We start from the raw sequence: 17,530 nt of genomic DNA, 5'->3' as shown, positions 1-17,530 counted from the left end.
ATTTTTACAGATAGGCGGAAGCGTATGATTCGTCAACTAAGCCATATTCTTTCATTTCTTTCCAAAATTGTGGTGGGATCTTTAATGAAGCCAGCGAAATATTTTGTGCAACCCTATTGGGATTTGTGGTATTCAGGGCGATGCTTTTAACGCCTGGACCATTTAACCCAAAAGCCACGCAGGCATCCGCCGGTTTTATTTTATAATTTGCACATAAGCGATAAAACAACTCTCGCCAACGATGTAAATGTTTGTCTTTTACCGGATCAGTTAACCGATAGTTATAATAATCAGATCCGGTTAAAAAGCCGCCGTTAAAAACGGCGGAATTAATGATCAAAGTTCCTTGCTTTTCAAGTTCCTGCATAAATTCAATTAATTCTGGCGGATGGCTATGAATTGTCATGCTATTGGCGATCATTACCCAATCCAATTTTACATCCTGCGTTATCATTTTGATGATCCGCCAGTCTTTCGAACCTACACCAATACCTTTTACTTTGCCATTGCGTTTTAATTCAATCAATGCCCGGTAAGCGTCCAATATGTCCCGGTAGCGTTGTGCTTGTTCCTGTTTATCTTTTGCTGCATTAAGGTATTCATCGGGGTCATGTACAGATACCAGTTGTGCACGATAATTCCCCAGCAACTCATTTCCCTGTTCATAACATTCCAGGATGCCTTCATAACTTATTCGCTGAACGGCGTCATATTTCAGGTCGCGCCAAACACCCGGTTCAAAAGTAGGTTCGGGACTTTTTAACGCCGTACGCAGCCAGCCCAATTTATTACTGATCAGTACCTCCGAGGGGGAGACATTTAGTATTGCCAAAGCCTTTCCCAATGATTCGAGCGCGAGCCCCGCGCCGTATTTCCCTGCTGAGTCAAATACAGCCGGTTTAGGAGAATGCCTGATACTTTCGGCAACAATAGCACATTTAACATCGTCTGGAAGTGCTACATATAAATTTCCTAATCCGCTGGTTCCAAAAATTACTTTAGGTAAATTAATTTCCTGCATATTGAAAATGGAAAATTGTTAAAGGATAGTTGAAACCGGTACATTTTCCGGCCCCACTTTTACACGATGTCCTTTCAATCCAAAAAGGGCCACTACCGCAAAGCATACCAACGGTACCACATAACCATTTTGAATATTGCCAGTTACATCGCTGATATAACCGAATGCCCTTGGCAACACAGCACCACCAACGATAGACATAATGATCAGGCTGCTGCCAAATTCCGTATCTGCCTTCAGATCTTTTATACCCAGCGCGAAAATGGTTGGAAACATAATGGACATGAAGAAACAGATCCCAATTACTGTGTAAACCGTGATCATGCCGTGACCAAAAATGGCGATTGCGGATAGCAAGATATTGATACCCGCATAAACTGCAAGTAAAACAGCCGAGCTATAATACCTCATCAGGAAAGTACCAATAAACCTGCCTATTAGAAATGCAGCGCCGCACAAACTGAGATAGTAGGTCGTTTGCACCTCCGTAAGTCTGGCAGATTTCGTGGCATAAAGAATAAACAAACTAAATACACAAACTTGCGCGCCAACATAGAAGAACTGGGCAGCCACACCCCATGCTAAATGACGATGCTTCAGGGCATGGAAAATGTTTTTACTGGCTGCGTGTCCTTCATGCTGCTGGATCCTTGGCAGCCGTGTAAACGCGAAAAGTATGGCAATAAACACCAACACGCTGCCTAATATAAAATAGGGTGTTTTTACTGATGAAGCTTCGGCGGCCAGCGCCAGTTTACGGCCCTCTTCTGTCATTGCGCTTAATTGTGCCGGAGTATAACCTTTTGTCAGTATAATACGCCCGCCAATTATAGGCGCGAGGGTGGCAGCAAGCCCGTTAAATGATTGCGCAAAGTTAAGCCTTTGTGTAGAAGTTGCGGGATCTCCTAATGAAGAAGCATAAGGATTGGCGGCAGTTTCTAAGATGGTTAACCCGCAGGCAATGATAAACAAAGCTACAAGGAAAAATGTGTACTGCTGCGTATTGGCTGCAGGTATAAATAAATAGGAACCAAACGCGAAAATTAGCAGCCCTGTGATAATACCTGTTTTATAACCATATTTTTTCATAATGAACCCCGCAGGTAAAGCCATCACGAAATAGGCTATAAACACCGCAGAATCTACAAGCGTAGCCTGCACTGTGGTAAGCGTAAACGACTTCTTTAAGTGCGGTATCAATATCGGGTCGAGGTTATGTGCAAACCCCCACAGAAAGAATAAGCTGGTTATTAATATAAATGGAAAAAGAGTTTTATTCTTTGTCATGATCTGATCATTGTATTAAACTTTTGTATGCCGGGTTAAAGGTTCTCAATTAATTACTGGGCAGTTATTTTAGCTGCCCATCCGCCTGCTGTATCCATATGGATGTTGATCACGGAATTAGCCGATAACTTTTTTTCAGCCCGGGTTAGGCCTTGAGGAGATGACAACACATCGCCCCATGATGATAACGTGTAGTTGCCCGCCGGTAAAAAATCCATTTTCAATTGTACAGTCCTTTCAGAATCGTTTGTCATCGCGCCGATATACCAGTCTTTCCCGTTTCTTTTAGCAATAATGACATATTGGCCCGGGTAACCGCCGAGTACCTTCATGTCATCCCAAACAGTTGGTATATTGTTTAAAAAATCGGCTCCGGGCTTGCCTAAAATGTTTTCAGGCGCATCGCAATAAACCATAAACGGACTTTCGTAGATCACGAATTTTGCCAGCTCGGCACATCGGCTGTTCATTACCTGGGTAGGGCTTCCCTTTCTGAAATCGCTTTTCTTTACATTCAGGAATCCGCCGGGAGTATAATCCATTGGCCCGGCCAACATACGGGTGAATGGCAATGTGGTATTATGCCCGGCTGTTATCCTGGTCGAAAATTTGGAATATTCTTCTCCTAAAACTCCTTCGCGGGTTACCATGTTGGGATAGGTCCGCTCAATGCCGTCGGGTTTAAAAGCGCCATGAAAATCAACCATCAAATGATACTTTGCAGCCGTTTGGATGATACGACGGTACCAGTTCACCATTTGCTGATCATCGCGGTCCATGAAATCAATTTTTATTCCTGCAATACCCCAGTTTTCGTAAATCGGAAATGCTTTTTCAAAATTGTCATTCCGGTTAACATCCGAGCTATATAACCAAAGCCAGCATTTAACCTTTTTGGCTTTAGCATAGGCTAAAATCTCGGGCATATTTAATTGCGGAGCCACTTTGGTAATATCTGCTTCAGGCTTGTTAAATGGCCCATACCATTGCCAGTCAATAAGCATGTAAGGCCAATGTTGTGCCGATGCCAGGTCTATATACTTTTTGATCGTTGGCATGTCAACCTTTACGTCTCCGCTCCACCAGTTATCCCAGGCGCTCATGCCTGGTTTGATCCAGCTGGGATCTTTCAATACGTTAGGTGGGTTCAGGTTCTGTATCAGTTCCGATTCAATTAATTTACCTGGCGAAGCAGCCAGCATCACTACGCGCCAGGGTGTAAACAAATTATTAGTGAAGCGTGCTTTAACACCATTTTCACCTTCACCGGGTAGGGGCGATAGTTTGGTGATCAGGCTAATTTTGTCGGTAGTACCAGTGTCAGTTTTTGAGGATCCTATATAAAACCCCGGATAGTTATCAATATTGGCTTCAGTAAAAGCCGCATAATGATGCTCATCTAATTCTACCAGCAGGGGTAAGCCTGCAATTGTTTTATCAGTAATATGGTTTAGGTTTTTCGGTTGAAATTCGGTTTCCTGGGATGAGGTATAACTACCATAGTCTGCCACCCAGGTTTTTGCTTTTGCTGTTAAGTTAAAAGCGGTGAGCTCCTTTACTATCTGCCGGTCGCCGATTTTATCAGCCCCGAACAACTGGTAGCGAAAAGCAACACCATCGTTATAAGCTCTGAACAATATGTTCATGCGGCGCATTGGCGCTGATTTTTCAACCAGTGATAATTCCAGTTCATTGTAATGATCGGTTACGATACTGTGCTTCGCTTTTACTATCGGCGCCCACGTTTGGTTAACAGAATGCTCCACATGACCGGTTACGGCCATACCGTTGCCAAGAGCCGGTTCATCTTTAAACTCGAAACCGAGTGATGAAGGATGGACGATTGTTAAACCATTGCTGGAAACTGTATATCTCAGGCTGCTGGTGTTGTTTATTTCCACAACGGTTTTTTTATCCGGCGAAACCAGCTTAAACGTTTGCGCCAAAGAAGGAACTGCCAGTGAAACGGCAGTGATCAGGGCGTAACAAGTTTTCAGGTTCATCATATAAATTAAACAGCTCCTTCTATTTTTAAAACAAACGCATCTTTACCGGGTGCCTGCTCAGGTAATTTTACTTTAAGACCGGCCTCAGTCTGCTCAAAACTCAAATTGCCGTTTCCAAGCAAGCTTACACTGCTTACATTGCCTGCTTCATTACCTTTTGCTAACTTTTTAACAACGGCTTCATTCCCGGTTGGCCAACCCAGCATGGTGGCGTAAAGGGTTTTGCCTTTTACGGTAAACCGGATATCTTCGGCTCCGAATGGTTTGCCTTTGCCTTCATTAAAGCCCTGCGCGCTAATTGGAGCCGCTGAATCTGTTGCGGGCCCCTCTCCAAATACTTTCCAGGGGCGGGTGCCATAAATTGCCTCGCTGTTAACCTGCATCCAGGCTCCTATTCCCTCAACAACAGTTCGTTCTTCGCTGTCGATACTTCCGTCTCCCCGTAATGGGACATTTAAAAGCAGGTTACCGTTTTTACTTACAATATCAACCAGGGTATGTACCACTGTTTTGGCACTTTTGTAGCCTTTATTATCAAATATGCGCCGATCATAATGCCAGCCGCCAATACAAGTATCGGTTTGCCACGGTAAAGGTTCTATCTGGTTACTTTGGCCACGTTCTATATCCCATATCATGCATTTACGTTGCTGCTCATTCAATACTTTAGCAAACAGTGCGGCCTGCAACTTTCCATGCTTTTTAATGCTGGTATTGTACATATGCGCCGCTATTTTTAAACCGGCGTCGCTCACCGGCCATAGGGGCAAGGCTGTATCATCAAAATAAATCAGTTCTGGGCCGTATTTATCTATCAGCTCAATGGTTCGGTTCAAAAACTTATCGCAATAAGCCTTGCTGGGCACGCTTGCGCCGTTGCCCCAGTCCCAATGGCTGCCCATACTGTTGTTATCGAGGCTGTCCTTACTTAACGGATGGTTTTGTGCATATAATTCCTGTGGGTCGTAACCGTTCCACCATTTACCTGCACCATCAGCTTTGGTAAGCTTGCCATCATAAGGTACGCCTGCTAACGGGCCGGTTTTATCCGCGCGCTGGGCAACCTCGTACCAGGTCCAGGGGTGGGAGGCGTGTACGGTTACGCCAAAAGGCAAACCATGCTCTTTAGCTGCTTTGGCCCAGCCGCCTATCAGGTCTTTTTTGGGGCCAAGTTTAGTGGAGTTCCAGCTTTGGTATTTGCTGTCATAAAGGTCAAAATTATCATGGTGATTGGCCAGTGCCATAAAATATTTGGCACCGGCTTTTTTATATAGGCCAACCAACTCGTCAGGGTTCCAGTTTTCGGCTTTCCATTCATTAATAACGTCTTTAAAACCGAATTTGGAAGGATGTCCATATTTTTGGACGTGATATTTATACTGATCGCTGCCTTCCTGGTACATGCCGCGTGCATACCAGTCACCACGTTCCGGTTGGCATTGCGGGCCCCAATGCGCCCACATCCCAAACTTTGCATCGCGAAACCAGTCCGGCACCTGGTACTGAGCCAATGAATCCCAATTTGGTTTAAACGGCCCAGAAATAGTTTCAGTGTTTGTTTGCAGTAAACTGCTACCAAATACCTTTGACAGATACAGAGATGAGAGTCCCGTGGCCATGCCTTTTATTAATGTTCTTCTTTTCATAATTGAGTTTGGAAGTTTTGAAAAAGTACCTATCTGGATCAGCTATGCAAACGAGCAGCCAGGCCTTTAAGTAAATTTCTATATGTCATTATCTATAATTGGTTGATGAGCTATTCACGTTAAATTGATCATCAATCAAATTTCTTTGAAATAATATTCAAATAGTTGACCTAATGGGACTTTTTTTTATACAAACCCGACTTTTTGAGTGTTTGATATTACGATTGAAGTTGAGATTGATAAAAGGATCGGATACTACTTAAATCATATTATTTTTCAGGTTTACCTATAAATAGCTTATTTATTGAGAATTACTTAATAATGGAAATTAAGCGTTTGTTTACGCCATATCAGGATGCGTAGTGAAGGAAGGTTTGGGAACGGGATTGTAAAAATGAAATCATTGGCTGTTTCAGACCATGCTGTTCTCGGGTTGTGGCATTATCGGTGAAAAAAAGCGATAATGATAAGTAGGTATGAATACTAATGATTGAAGCCAACCTGGTACATCTGTTTTTTATATTCACTGGGCGACATACCGGTTAGCTTTTTGAATGTTTTGGAAAAATAAGAAAGGTTATCAAACCCGGTTTGCGTGCAGATCTCTGAGTAAGCCATTCTGCTTGTTGCCATCAGATATTGTGCACGTTCAATTCGTTTTTCATTTATATAATTTAATGGCCTGGTTCCTGTGTGCTGCTTAAATTGCCTTGAAAAGTAATCGACATTTTGATTTGCCCGGGATGCAAGCAGGTTTACGGAAAGATCCATATGTAAATTAACAAGGATATAATTTAAGGTTTCCGCAATTTTAATGGGTATAGATTTATGTTCCGGATGTTTAAATAATTGTGGGTTAAGGAATTTTGCGGTTAACATCAGGAGGATACCCTGGGTTTCCAGGTACACGGAAGTGTTTTGTTGATTATTAAGTTCCTGATATTCCTTATAGTAGATATCTTTTTCATACACCTTAGGATTATCTGACCTGTTAATTCCCCTCCCCGGGTTAATTTCAAGCAGTCTGTTAAAAAGGTTTATATCCATTTCGGTGGCCATTGTTTTCAATACAACCCTGTGATTAGCAAAAAGCGAACTTCCATCTATCGAATCTTCAAAAAACTGTACAAAATACTGGCCCAGGTAATCGTTGCAACTTAAATTACATAGGGTGAAGCTTGGAACGATGTACAAATAACCCGGTTCAAGTTTTAGCGAACTGGCTGCATCTGAAATTTCACCTTCTCCATCATCTATATAATAAATGCGATAGTAAGGGCTGATCACATTCCTGTAATTCCATTTTGGGTTTAACCTTACGTAATCAACGTTAAGGAGCGAGAAAGTATGCTTTAAATTCCTTTTAATCATCTGAACTACAAATATGCAAATTGATTTGACACACCTAAAAGTATATGAGTGGTTTAAAGATTATGAAGTCGGTTTTTTACAAAAAAAAGTCCATTTAAATCAAAATTTGAATGCTTATTTTACTGTAGGTTTGAATTAACCAATATAAGCGGTAAAAGAATAGGCTTTCCTTTTTAACGGTTGGTGGAAGTTTGAAAGTATCCTCATAATCGGGTGTTTTTGGATTTATACGTTCAAAATAGGATATTTACTAAAGCCATATTAAAAAAGACTTGTTTTTGTGAAGATAGTCTAACCTATTGATCGAACTTTATGAGTACCCCTATCCCTAAGCTATGAGATATAAATTATCCATAAGCATGCTTGTTTTACTATTGACGCTGCGTGTCGCTTTTGCACAAAATGGTAAATATCAGTTTTCGCAGTTAAACCGAAGTAATGGCTTATCGCACAACCAGGTAAACTGCATTTATAAAGACTCCGAAGGTTTTATGTGGTTCGGAACTGCATCAGGGCTTAACCGTTATGATGGCTACAGTTTTAAAATATTCAAGCATGACGCAAATAACAAAAAGTCGCTTAATGATGATTTTGTAAGCGGTATTTTTGAAGGACCCGGCAAAAAATTATGGGTATCAACCCGCGGAGGATACTGTTTTTATGATCCGGAAACGGAACAGTTTGACAGTGATATGTCGGTAATGACGCGCTCGTTAAAGGTTCCCGGATATCCTAACGTATCTAAAATAATTCGCGGTGGTAAGGGCGAGTTTTGGCTGGTGTGCCCGGATTCCGGTCTGTACAGGCATAATGAAATAAACAAAACAACCCGTCGGTATTATCATCACCGTTCAGGTGCGTCATTGTATTCAAATTTTATCTCAGATATAACACTGGATGCAACCGGCAATGTTTGGGTGGTGTACCGTAACGGCATCGTTGAGATGTTCGATATCAAACAAAACAAAATTACTTATCATACCGAGGTATTTAATAAAGCCGTTAATAACAAAGATGCTTATTACGCTATTACTGTGGATAAGGACAATGATTTATGGTTTTACACACCTGGTTTTTACGCCAACGCGTATTATTACAGTCCCTCAAGCAGGGCGTTCAGGCCTATCGCTAACGAACCTTCGGGGCTCAAATTAAAATCTAATATCATCAGCAACATTATCCAGGCCGATGACGGCCTGATATGGATAGCAACCGACCACGGTGGTATAAATTTGTTAGATAAAAAAACTTTCACATTTACCTATTTATTGAACAGGGAAGATGATGCCAAATCATTAAGTCAAAACAGCGTTATCAACCTTTATAAAGACGATTCGGGTATTATGTGGGCAGGCACCTTTAAAGAAGGTGTAAGCTATTATCACAAAAATATTATCCGGTTCCCATTGTACAGGCACTTCGCTTCAGACCCTAAAAGTTTGGGCTTCGAAGATGCTAACAAGTTTGTTGAAGATAAAAATGGGAATATTTGGATTGGTACAAACGGGGGAGGCTTAATTTATTTTAACCGTGAAACCGGCAGTTTTAGGCAGTATAAGTATGAACCAGGAAATGCAAACAGTCTCAGCAACGATATTATTGTCAGTTTATGTATCGATCATGATCAAAAATTGTGGATAGGGACATATTTTGGCGGCCTGGACTGCTTTGACGGAAAAACGTTTACCCATTATAAACATGACGATAAGATAGCGGGGAGCCTTGCCGATAACCGGGTGATGAGTATTTTCGAAGATTCATCGCATAAGTTATGGATAGGGACATTTGCAGCCGGGCTCCAGATATTTGACAGAGAAAAAAAGAAATTTTCCCCTCCCTTTAAACAAACAGATATCAGGTGTCTTTACGTTTCTGCTCTGTTTGAAGACCGCAAAGGCAATATTTGGGTTGGAGGATACTTTGGTATCGATGTGATTTTAAAAAATACAGGCAGGTTTATTCATTACAGCATAAATAAAGATGATCCTAACAGCTTAATCAGTAATACAATCAACTGCATTAACCAGGACAGGCACGGCTTGATCTGGATAGCTACACGCTACGGATTAAGCATACTTAACCCCGAAACCAACAAGTTCACATCACTAACAAAGCGAAACGGATTACCAGATAATGCCATATTGCAAATACTGGAAGATAGCAAAGGAAGAATGTGGTTTAGTACTGCTAATGGTTTAAGCAGGGTAACGCTTATTGCCCAAAAGGCTCCTTACGCTTTTAGGTTTGAGAATTTTGATGAAACGGATGGTTTGCAAGGCAGGGAATTTAATGACCAGGCAGGGCTCAAAACCCGCAAGGGCGAACTTATATTTGGCGGCGGGCATGGTTTCAATATTTTCGACCCGTTAGCCATACATGCCAATACCAACAAGCCTAAACTAACTTTTACTGATTTTTTGCTGTATAACAAAAGTATTAAAGCCAATGAAGAAGTTAACGGACATGTGGTATTGTCAAAAGCTATTTCGGCAACCCGCGAGCTGACACTGACACACAGCGAAAATGTATTTACCATTGAGTTTGCCGCGCTTAATTTCTTTAATCCCAACAAAGTAAAACATCAGTATATGCTGGAAGGCTTTGATAAGGATTGGATTGATGCCGATAATGCTACGCGAAAAGCTACCTACACCAACCTTGATGGCGGCGATTATACTTTTAAAGTACGGGCGGTTAGCCAGGAAGGGCGGTGGGACCCTGATTATATCACATTAAAAATTAAGGTATTGCCCCCGTTCTGGAAATCGACAATGGCTTATTTTATTTATATATTACTTTTATTTGGGATCCTATTTTTGATGCGCCGGCGCGGAATTCAAAAAATAAGAAGGCAGTTTGAAATCGAAAAGGAGAAACGCGAGGCTAAATTGTTAATTGAAAATGAGCGGCAGGAGGCCAGGCGTATGCATGAGCTGGACATGATGAAAATTAAGTTTTTCACCAATGTAAGCCATGAATTCCGGACCCCTTTATCATTGATCATGGCACCTGTTGATAAGATTTTAAAGCAAACCGAGGCCGAAGAGCAGAGAAATCAGTTGCAATTAATTAACCGCAATGCCAAACGGTTACTAAATATGGTAAACCAGTTGCTTGATTTCAGGAAAATGGAGGTGCAGGAACTTAGGCTGCATGCACGGAGTGGTGATATTATCAGTTTTATTAAGGAAATGGCTTATTCGTTCTCGGATGTTGCTGAGAAAAAACATATCAGGCTGGTATTCGACTCGGAAATTCAAAACCTGATTATCAACTTTGATCACGATAAAATCGAACGCATCATCTTCAACCTGCTTTCTAATGCTTTTAAGTTTACACCTGATGGCGGACATATAAGCGTTTTATTGGCGATACTCGAAAAGGACTCTGGAAAGCAACAGCTTGAGATAAAGGTTATTGATACGGGTATTGGTATTCCGTTAGATAAGCAGGACAGAATTTTTGAGCGCTTTTTTCAAAACGAAGTGCCAGGATCTATGGTTAACCAGGGTAGTGGTATAGGGCTGTCAATAACTAAAGAATTTGTAAAGCTGCACAACGGTGAAATATCAGTGCAAAGTGAACCCGGACAAGGCAGTTATTTTACTATATTTTTACCTGTTGATTTAGTAACAGACGAAGAAGTATCGATAAATGAACCTGATTTCCCCCGGACAGCGGTATCCGAAAATACCGATTGGGTACAGATGGGAGGCAGCAATTCAATTAAGAAGCTTTCTGTTTTACTGGTTGAAGACAATGAGGATTTTCGTTTTTATTTGAAAGACAATTTAAATGAAACTTTTAACATCATCGAAGCTGCTAATGGAAAGGAAGGATGGCAGAAAACCCTGGCCCTTCATCCTAACCTTGTAGTCAGCGATATTAGCATGCCTGAGATGAATGGCATAGATTTATGCCGCAAAATACGAAACGATAAACGTACATCACATATACCGGTTGTTCTCCTTACTGCTGTTACAGATGAAGAACAGCAATTGCAGGGACTTGAAACGGGTGCCAATGATTACCTTACCAAGCCTTTCAATTTCGAAATACTGACTTCTAAATTAAAGAACATACTGGCCATGCAGCAAGATATGCGTAAAACTTATCAAAAGCAGCTTGATGTTAAACCAACTGAAGTAGAAACCGAATCACTTGATGAAGCGTTTATAAAAAAAGCAGTACAAATAATTGAAAAAAACATTGACAACGCCGAATTCTCGGTAGAGGAATTGAGCAGCGAATTATGTGTGAGCCGCGTAACCCTGTACAAAAGAGCGCTGGCTTTAACAGGAAAATCTCCCGTAGATCTGATCCGCACCATCCGCCTCAAACGTGCCGCACAGTTGCTTGAGAATTCACAGTTAACTATATCACAGATCTCCTACAAAGTAGGCTTTAAAAGTCAAAAGTATTTTGTACGATGCTTCAAGGCCGAATTTAATTGCCTTCCATCTGCGTATGTCAGCAATAAGAACAAATAGTGTTTTATAATCGATTTTACCGCAAGCAAATTGCTTTTATTATTTTAAAAAAAACGATTTACCTGATTTTGTTATTGGTTTAACTTGATGCTTTTTGGGTCTTTTTGTTAAATTTAGTACAACATCTGTTTCAGTTACGACCGATTATTAGGTATAAATTCACTTTAACATATTGTAAATAAGTACAGTATGTGGTTTTAACATTTGTGTACCCATTTGTGAACAATCGATTGCACCCCGACATTTAAATTAGCAGCATAATTCAATGTTTCTTTATTGTAAAACGCAATTAAAGTTGGGCATTGCTTAAGCCAATTTTCAAACCTGCTTAATTTACTATGATGTTAAAACGTATACTTTGGTGTACTACTGTTATTTTTTCGATTGCTTCTCCGCTCAAGGCCGCTTATTGCAATAGTCCTCAAAAGGCAATAAAAGATACAGCCGTTATCAGAACAATCTATCCCTCATACAATATATCGCCCAAAGCTCCCGATAAAACGAGAATGGATAACACTGCAGTTCAACGGACAGCAAATATCAAATTGGGCTGGAACATCGGCAACACAATGGAAGCGCTCGGCGCCGAAACCGGCTGGGGCAACCCTTTAATCACAGAAGATTATATCAAGTTGGTTAAGCGGAGCGGTTTTAACGCTATTCGTATCCCTTGCGCCTGGGATCAATATTCAGATAAAAAAACTGCCAAAATACAGGATGCCTGGTTAAACCGCGTAAAACAGGTAGTACAATATTGTGTAAAAAACGATACGTATGTGTTGCTCAATATTCACTGGGATGGCGGTTGGCTTGAAAATAATATTACTCCGGCAAAACAGGATTCTGTTAACGCTAAACAAAAAGCGTTTTGGGAACAAATTGCAACGGCAATGCGCGATTTTGACGAACATGTGATGTTTGCCAGCGCCAACGAACCCAGTACAAATGATGCCGCCCAAATGTCGGTACTGCTTTCATATCACCAAACGTTTGTGAACGCGGTGAGGTCAACAGGTGGCAGAAACAGTTACCGGGTGTTAATTGTCCAGGGCCGTCGGCTATCGAAATCATAGCCGCTGATAAATAATGTTTAACAAAGGATTTAAAGAAATAATGTTTATGAAATGCATAGTTACTTGTTTTATTGCTCTTCTATTTTTCGGTAGTGTATCTGCACAAAACAAAAACGAGGCTGCCCTTAAATTAAAGATCAATAGGATCATCAAAAAGATGACACTTGAAGAGAAAATAGCAATGTTGCACGGCAACGCTTTATTTTCTTCGGCAGGTGTGCCCCGTTTAGGTATCCCTGAATTGACCTGTGACGACGGGCCATTAGGCGTGCGCGAAGAAATTAAACGTTTTGACTGGGCTTCGGCTAACTGGACAACCGATTCGGCTACGTTCTTACCCAATGGTTCGGCAATAGCTGCCACCTGGAACCCTATAATGGCCAATAAATATGGCGTGGTAATAGGAGAGGAAGCGAATGCCCGAAAAAAAAATGTAATGCTTGCACCGGCATTTAATATCTGCAGGATGCCTCTTTGCGGCCGTACTTATGAATATTACTCAGAAGACCCTTATTTAAACAGCCAGTTGGCCATTCAATCGGTAAAAGGGATTCAAAGTCAGCACGTGGCTGCCTGCATTAAACACTTTGCAGCTAATAACCAGGAACTCGACCGCGATAGTGTAAATACAATAGTTGATGAAAGAGCTCTACAGGAAATCTATTTCCCGGCTTTTAAAGCCGCCGTTCAGCAGGGCAATGCTTATACCGTTATGTCGGCTTATAATAAGTTAAATGGTTATTGGTGTTCTGAAAATGGGTATTTATTAAACAAAGTTTTAAAAGGAGACTGGGGCTTTAAAGGCGTAGTTATGTCTGACTGGGCCGGCACACATCATACCGTCGCGGCGGCAAATAACGGCCTGGATATTGAAATGGGTTCAAGTGGACCTTATGATCAATGGTATCTGGCTAAACCATTGCTTGCCGCTGTTAAAGCCGGGGAGGTTTCAGTAAAAACTATTGACGATAAAGTGGGCAGGATTTTATGGCTCATGTACCATACATCTATGAGTACCAACCATCCAAAAGGGGCTATCGCAACACCGGAGCACACTAAAGCCGCATATGATATCGCCTCAGAATCCATAGTTCTGTTGAAAAATGATAAACAATTATTGCCGTTAAAAACAAGTGAGATCAAACGCATAGCAGTTATAGGGGATAATGCCGTACGCACTTTCGCCTTAGGAGGATATGGCGCAGGTGTAAAGGCTAAACAGGAGGTTACCGCATTAGAAGGTATAAAATCAAGGTTCGGCAAAACTGCCGATATCAGGTTTGCACAGAGTTACAGGGCAAGTTATCTGGCAAGTAAAACTGCTGAGCAAAATGGCGACTATAATGAACCTGATCAGGACCTGATTAATGAAGCCGTAGCGCTCGCTAAAAGCAGTGATGTTGCCATTTTGTGTATCGGTTCAAACCGTGAATACGAAAGTGAAGCCCATGATCGTAAAAGCCTGGAGCTGCCTTTTGGTGAGCAGGCTTTGGTTAACGCCGTAAGTGCCGTTAATCCAAATACCGTTATTGTAGTAATGGCTGGCGCGCCATTTGACCTGAACGAAATCAAAAAATCAAATCACGCCATTGTTTGGTCATGGTTTAACGGATCAGAAGCCGGCAATGCGCTGGCCGATGTGTTGAAGGGAACTATAAACCCATCGGGTAAGCTGCCGTTTACCTTTCCTGCTTCGTTAAATGATTCACCGGCATTTAATTTGAACACCTATCCAGGCGATAATCTCACAGCCGAATATAAAGAAGGAATATTGGTTGGTTATCGCTGGTACGATACTAAAAATATAGTGCCGCTGTTCCCATTTGGTTATGGCCTTTCCTATACTGATTTTTCAATCAGCAAGCTTTCAACAGATAAATCAAGCTATAAAAAAGACGAAACGATCCATGCGAAGTTTACGATCAAAAATACAGGTGAAAGAAGTGGCGCCGAAGTTGTGCAATTGTATGTGAATGATCCGGTTTGTTCGGTACAGCGTCCTGAAAAAGAGCTCAAAGCCTTTAAAAAGGTATTTTTAAAGGCCGGCGAAAAAAAGACGATAGAAATGCAGGTGAAAGTCGCAGATCTGGCATTTTATGATGAAGCAAAAAAAGGTTGGAACACTGAAGCCGGCGAATACGTTCTCGAGTTAGGTAATTCATCCCGTAATATTATTCTCAAAACAAAGATTACGGTTAAATAACTGTTTTAAGCATATTACTTTTATGAAAAAAATAACAATAGTCATCTTGCTTTTGGCTTACAGTGTTGTAAGTTTCGCCCAGTCTTCCGGGCGAAAACAATTGTTTGATTACAATTGGAAATTTAACCTGGGTGACGATTCGTTGGCACGGTTACGGGATTTTAATGATAATGCCTGGCGTAACCTTGACTTGCCGCATGATTGGAGCATTGAAGGGAGCGTAAGCCCCAAAAATCCAACGGGAGGTGCAGGCGGTTATTTCCCGGCAGGCATTGGCTGGTATAGAAAAACGTTCAAGGTAGCTCCTGAATGGAAAGGAAAAAACGTTTCGGTTTATTTTGAGGGCGTTTACATGAACTCGGAGGTTTTTATCAATGGTAAATACCTTGGTATCCGGCCTTATGGTTATTCGTCATTTAGGTATGATCTTTCGCCTTACCTGGATTTTAACAAAGAGAATGTGATAGCCGTACGTGTGGATAATTCACAGCAAATAAACAGCAGATGGTATAGTGGTTCCGGGATCTACCGCCATGTGTGGATTGACGTTACCAATCCCTTACACTTAGCCGATTGGGGAGTAGCCATTACAACACCCGAAGTCTCTTCAAAGCAGGCTTCGGTACAGGTTAAGGCTACGATAAAAAACGAAACCGGCTTTCCGCAGCGCATCGCTGTTAACACCCGGCTGCTATCCGTAAGCTTTAAAGATGCGGGAAATAATACAACAAAGGTAGAGTTACCGGCACACGGCGAAAAAGAGGTTACTCAAATTATAAAAGTATCGAAGCCATTATTATGGACACCGGAAACCCCTTATTTATATCAGGCTCAAATCCAGGTATTAAAAGGCAATGAAAAAATAGATGAGACAAAGACCTCTTTTGGCATCCGCTCAATAAAATTTACGCCGGAAAAAGGTTTCCAGCTTAATGGTAAAACCGTAAAGATCAACGGCGGATGTGTTCATCATGACAACGGGTGCCTTGGTGCCGCTGCTTTTGACCGGGCAGAGGAACGTAAGGTTGAGTTGATGAAAGCTGCAGGCTTCAACGCCGTGCGTACATCTCATAACCCTCCGTCCGAAGCTTTTTTAGAAGCTTGCGACAGGTTAGGCTTATTAGTTATTGATGAGGCTTTTGATGGCTGGCGAGTTGGTAAAAACAAACACGACTATTCGGTATATTTTGATAACTGGTCGAAACTTGATCTGGAAACAATGGTGCTGCGCGACAGGAATCACCCTTCAATTTTTATGTGGAGTATCGGTAATGAAGTTGTTGAACGGAACAAACCAGAGGCTGTTACGACCGCTAAAATGCTTGCAGGTATTGTTAAAGGTATAGATAGCACACGACCGGTAACATCGGCAATTGTAAAGTGGGGCAATGACTGGGAATCTTTAGATCCGCTTATGGCGGCCCATGATGTTTGCGGTTATAATTATCAACTGCAAGGTGCGCCTGCTGATCATAAAAGGGTTCCTTCACGTGTTATTTTTCAAACCGAATCATATCCTCGCGATGCTTTTGCCAACTGGAAGCTGGTACAAAACAACAATTATATCATTGGTGATTTTGTGTGGACAGCGATAGATTATTTAGGCGAATCGGGAATTGGCCGCTGGTATTATTCGGGCGATGTGCCAGGAGAACATTGGGAAAACGATTTCTTTCCGTGGCATGGTGCGTATTGCGGAGATATAGATTTAACCGGATGGAGAAAACCGATTTCGCACTACCGCAGCATGTTGTACAACGATAAGGAAAAGCTGTACATGGCTGTCCGCGAGCCAAAGCCCGAACCACTGGAAATCAAAGAGACCTGGTGGTCGGTATGGCCGACCTGGGAGAGCTGGACATGGCCAGGCTTTGAAGGCAGAAAATTAGATGTAGAAGTATATTCCAAATATCCCAAAGTAAGGCTTTACTTTAATGATAAGCTTCTTGGAGAGAAGCCTGCAACAGTAAATCAGGAATTTAAAGCTACTTTCTCAGTGCCCTATACGCCAGGGACTCTCAAAGCAGCAGGCGTTGAAAATGATAAAGAAATTGAATCAACTACGCTGCAAACTTCAGGCTCCGCTACTAAGATCTGGCTCATTGCTGACCGTAAGCAGCTATTGCCGAATGGGCAGGACCTATCCTATGTTTCAATTGAAATCACTGATAAGGATGGCGTACTACAACCAAATGCATCAAATCGCCTTCAATTTAAAATTGAAGGGCCTGGTGTAATGGCCGGGGTGGATAATGCGGACGTGAAGGACACTGACCCATATACAGGCAATTCGCGCAAAGCCTGGCGTGGCCGGGCCATGGTGGTAATCAGGAGTACTCATAATGCCGGCGATATTAAGCTTACCGTTAGTTCGGCGGGGTTATCTGATGCAACTATCGCCATTAAAGCGCTCACACATTGACACAGGGGAAA

Annotated in this window: 9 protein-coding genes; 4 read left to right on the top strand and 5 right to left on the bottom strand. The window is 41.8% G+C overall.

The features are described 5' to 3' along the window. Nucleotides 1-4: 4 nt before the first annotated feature. From BLS28_RS17285 to BLS28_RS17265, 5 genes are all read right to left on the bottom strand, one after another. Nucleotides 5-1,021 carry an aldo/keto reductase gene (locus BLS28_RS17285; RefSeq protein ID WP_091170058.1) on the bottom strand — a complete coding sequence of 339 codons (1,017 nt, stop codon included), beginning with the start codon at nt 1,019-1,021 and terminating at the stop codon, nt 5-7. Nucleotides 1,022-1,039: 18 nt separating this feature from the next. Beyond that, nucleotides 1,040-2,308 carry an L-fucose:H+ symporter permease gene (fucP, locus tag BLS28_RS17280; RefSeq protein ID WP_091170054.1) on the bottom strand — a complete coding sequence of 423 codons (1,269 nt, stop codon included), beginning with the start codon at nt 2,306-2,308 and terminating at the stop codon, nt 1,040-1,042. Nucleotides 2,309-2,361: 53 nt separating this feature from the next. After that, entirely contained in the window at nt 2,362-4,314 is a 1,953-nt protein-coding gene (locus BLS28_RS31240) for a glycoside hydrolase family 97 protein (protein WP_091170051.1), read from the bottom strand. A 5-nt stretch (nt 4,315-4,319) separates the two neighbouring features. Then, on the bottom strand, nt 4,320-5,960 hold the full coding sequence (locus BLS28_RS17270) for an alpha-L-fucosidase (RefSeq protein WP_091170048.1): 1,641 nt from the start codon (nt 5,958-5,960) through the stop codon (nt 4,320-4,322). Between the two features lie 483 nt (nt 5,961-6,443). Next, nucleotides 6,444-7,331 (bottom strand): helix-turn-helix domain-containing protein, encoded by an 888-nt coding sequence (locus tag BLS28_RS17265; protein WP_091170045.1) that lies wholly within the window; start codon nt 7,329-7,331, stop codon nt 6,444-6,446. A 335-nt stretch (nt 7,332-7,666) separates the two neighbouring features. On the opposite strand from BLS28_RS17265, the gene BLS28_RS17260 reads away from it, so the two are divergent. The 4 genes from BLS28_RS17260 (at nt 7,667) to BLS28_RS17245 (ending at nt 17,519) form a co-directional block, all read left to right on the top strand. Next, on the top strand, nt 7,667-11,821 hold the full coding sequence (locus tag BLS28_RS17260; RefSeq protein ID WP_091170042.1) for a hybrid sensor histidine kinase/response regulator transcription factor: 4,155 nt from the start codon (nt 7,667-7,669) through the stop codon (nt 11,819-11,821). A gap of 506 nt (nt 11,822-12,327) precedes the next feature. Continuing rightward, nucleotides 12,328-12,894 (top strand): glycoside hydrolase family 5 protein, encoded by a 567-nt coding sequence (locus BLS28_RS17255; RefSeq protein WP_091170328.1) that lies wholly within the window; start codon nt 12,328-12,330, stop codon nt 12,892-12,894. A 46-nt stretch (nt 12,895-12,940) separates the two neighbouring features. Next, complete coding sequence (locus BLS28_RS17250) at nt 12,941-15,097, top strand: glycoside hydrolase family 3 C-terminal domain-containing protein (RefSeq protein WP_091170324.1); 2,157 nt, start codon at nt 12,941-12,943, stop codon at nt 15,095-15,097. A 22-nt stretch (nt 15,098-15,119) separates the two neighbouring features. Beyond that, entirely contained in the window at nt 15,120-17,519 is a 2,400-nt protein-coding gene (locus tag BLS28_RS17245) for a glycoside hydrolase family 2 TIM barrel-domain containing protein (protein WP_091170038.1), read from the top strand. Nucleotides 17,520-17,530: the final 11 nt, after the last annotated feature.

The organism is Mucilaginibacter gossypii, assembly GCF_900100945.1.
Classification (GTDB): domain Bacteria; phylum Bacteroidota; class Bacteroidia; order Sphingobacteriales; family Sphingobacteriaceae; genus Mucilaginibacter; species Mucilaginibacter gossypii.
Note: the sequence above shows the minus strand (reverse complement) of the source record. Positions and strands in the feature narration are given on the sequence as shown.

Excerpts from the sequence above, each read along its gene's own strand:
- BLS28_RS17285 (WP_091170058.1), bottom strand. The coding sequence starts at position 1,021 with ATGCAGGAAATTAATTTACCTAAAGTAATTTTTGGAACCAGCGGATTA.
- fucP (WP_091170054.1), bottom strand. The coding sequence starts at position 2,308 with ATGACAAAGAATAAAACTCTTTTTCCATTTATATTAATAACCAGCTTA.
- BLS28_RS31240 (WP_091170051.1), bottom strand. The coding sequence starts at position 4,314 with ATGATGAACCTGAAAACTTGTTACGCCCTGATCACTGCCGTTTCACTG.
- BLS28_RS17270 (WP_091170048.1), bottom strand. The coding sequence starts at position 5,960 with ATGAAAAGAAGAACATTAATAAAAGGCATGGCCACGGGACTCTCATCT.
- BLS28_RS17265 (WP_091170045.1), bottom strand. The coding sequence starts at position 7,331 with ATGATTAAAAGGAATTTAAAGCATACTTTCTCGCTCCTTAACGTTGAT.
- BLS28_RS17260 (WP_091170042.1), top strand. The coding sequence starts at position 7,667 with ATGAGATATAAATTATCCATAAGCATGCTTGTTTTACTATTGACGCTG.
- BLS28_RS17255 (WP_091170328.1), top strand. The coding sequence starts at position 12,328 with ATGGATAACACTGCAGTTCAACGGACAGCAAATATCAAATTGGGCTGG.
- BLS28_RS17250 (WP_091170324.1), top strand. The coding sequence starts at position 12,941 with ATGAAATGCATAGTTACTTGTTTTATTGCTCTTCTATTTTTCGGTAGT.
- BLS28_RS17245 (WP_091170038.1), top strand. The coding sequence starts at position 15,120 with ATGAAAAAAATAACAATAGTCATCTTGCTTTTGGCTTACAGTGTTGTA.